We start from the raw sequence: 2,277 nt of genomic DNA, 5'->3' as shown, positions 1-2,277 counted from the left end.
GACGAGATAAAAAGCCGCCGAGAAGATGGCAGCCCCCAGCAGCGTGCAAGCTGGCAGCGTCAGCACCCACGCGAGTATGATGTTGCGGATCGTATTCGCTTGTAGACCAGAACCATTCGCCGCCATTGTGCCTGCCACACCAGACGACAATACGTGTGTGGTACTAACTGGTAGTCCAAAGCGATCAAGAGTACCAATTGTTACGGCTGCCACTATCTCAGCAGCAGCGCCCTGACCATAGGAAAGGTGCTGTTTACCAATCTTTTCACCTACTGTTACAACGACACGTTTCCAACCAACCATTGTGCCAATACCTAGTGCGAGGGCGACGGCTGTTTTCACAAAATTGGGAATGAACTTGGTCTGTCCATCCAACAGTTTCTGGTAGTTCACAAGCGCCTGCTTTTCTTGAGGATCAGTCAACTGGTTCTGCTTATTCAGCTTCCCAATTGCTGAAGAGATAAAATACATATTGCTACGTAGCACGCGGCGATCATTACTAGCAAAAGCTTTGAAACTCGTCTTTCCAGACAGGCTATTTGCCATCTCCTGACTCTTGTTAGATAGTGCTGCAAAGGTTTTGTCGCTAGCTTTGCCTTGCTCCCCGAGGAAGTTCGTCAGCTCATTGGTTGTATCTTGACGACTTAGGGAAATTCTGGGCGCGTGGTGTTCGATGACTGGCATCACAGAGCTTGATGCAGCAGCTAACTGAGCGATGGTCGCGGCATTGGTATTCAAGTTTAGGGAAAATATACCTGGCAGGATGCCGACCAGGATCAGCACGAGAAGACCCATTCCTTTTTGCCCATCATTTGAACCATGAGCAAAGCTGACGCTAGTACAGGTCAGGATTAATAAACCCCTGATCCAAGGTGGCGGTGCTTTCTTTTGATCTGCTGGCTGGTAAAGCTCTGGCTTTTTGAGTAGCGCCTTGGCTAGTAATAGTAGCAGTCCTGCGGCGCAGAATCCGATAATTGGCGAAATCAGCAGAGAGATGAAAACTTGCTTGACTTGCTCCCAGTTGATGCCCTGGCTTAAACTATGGCCTGGCGAGATTACTGAATGCGCTAAACCAACTCCCATAATCGCTCCAACCAAGGCGTGGGTACTCGAATTTGGTAATCCCAAAAACCAAGTTCCGAAGTTCCAAATAATGGCTGAGATCAGAAGAGAAAAGACCATTGCATAGCTAGGACCCGATCCAACATTAATTACCAACTCAACTGGCAGCAACGCCACGATGCCAAAAGCGACTGTCCCTGCTGACAGCATCACACCAATCAGGTTCCAAACCCCCGACCAGACGACGGCATAGGATGGTTTTAACGAATGAGTGTAGATGACTGTAGCAACTGCGTTAGCAGTATCGTGAAAACCGTTGATCGCTTCAAAAAACAGCGCCAGTCCCACTGCCAACACTAAAAAGAAAACAGTACCTACTGTTATGGACTCTCCAAAAAACTCCATATAATATTATCCACGTTGGGCAATATGTAACATTCATTAATACTAAACAACATAGTTTTATAATTTAAGCCAACATTAAAATGAGGTTAATTTTTGTTCAAGATAGGTACAATCGCTTGCACCAAAGATGCTGCCTAATCCGGCTAAAACTCCTACTGAAACCTTTCCAACCGACTATGCTTTGCTTTAGTAGATTTGTAAAATTGTATCTCATGTATACTTTTAAAAGCCTTCCTTCGTGATTGACTGAAAAGTGTCTAGTAAAATTTTTCAACTCGGAAAAGGAGTTTTGATGAGCAAATTTACCAAAGCAACAGGATTTCTCAATCATCATCGTTTCAAGCATTCTCTGGGCGCACCACTAATTCGAGTAGTTGGGAAGATTGAAAAATTGTTTGAGGCTCCAGAAAATCATCATGGTGCGAATCACCAACACTTAATTTTAAGCAATATTCAGGTTGAGCATACTGAGGGATTTCCAGAAGGACTGGAAGTGAGCAATGAAATTTTTGTGGCTATTCGCTTCGGCGATAATGAAGGGTTAGTAGATCCAGTACCATTCATCGCAGGAGAACTAGCACGGTTACAGGGTGAATACATAGACGCATCTATTGCCTATGCGACTGAGGATAATCCCGGTTTGTCTGTACTGCATTTTACTCATCATCCAGTGGGTTTTGTAGAATTTCCCATTCGTAGCCAAGATTCACATGGGCCAATTTACACCTAAATAAGTTGCAGTTGCCTCTAGGAAGTAAATTTTCTAGAGGCAACTGCAATAGAGGATTAATCTTTTGTAACTAAAGGCTG

Annotated in this window: 2 protein-coding genes; one reads left to right on the top strand and one right to left on the bottom strand. The window is 44.7% G+C overall.

Annotated elements, in window-relative coordinates; genetic code table 11:
* A partial coding sequence (locus ACYTXL_RS28945; protein WP_461927647.1) for an inorganic phosphate transporter occupies window positions 1-1,467 on the bottom strand: 1,467 nt, incomplete at its 3' end.
* Between the two features lie 292 nt (window positions 1,468-1,759).
* Here ACYTXL_RS28945 and ACYTXL_RS28940 point away from each other — a divergent pair.
* Window positions 1,760-2,197: a hypothetical protein gene (locus ACYTXL_RS28940; RefSeq protein ID WP_461927646.1), complete on the top strand. Its 438-nt coding sequence runs from the start codon at window positions 1,760-1,762 to the stop codon at window positions 2,195-2,197.
* The last annotated feature ends 80 nt before the right edge of the window (window positions 2,198-2,277 follow it).

It is taken from the genome of Nostoc sp. (assembly GCF_054880495.1).
Note: the sequence above shows the minus strand (reverse complement) of the source record. Positions and strands in the feature narration are given on the sequence as shown.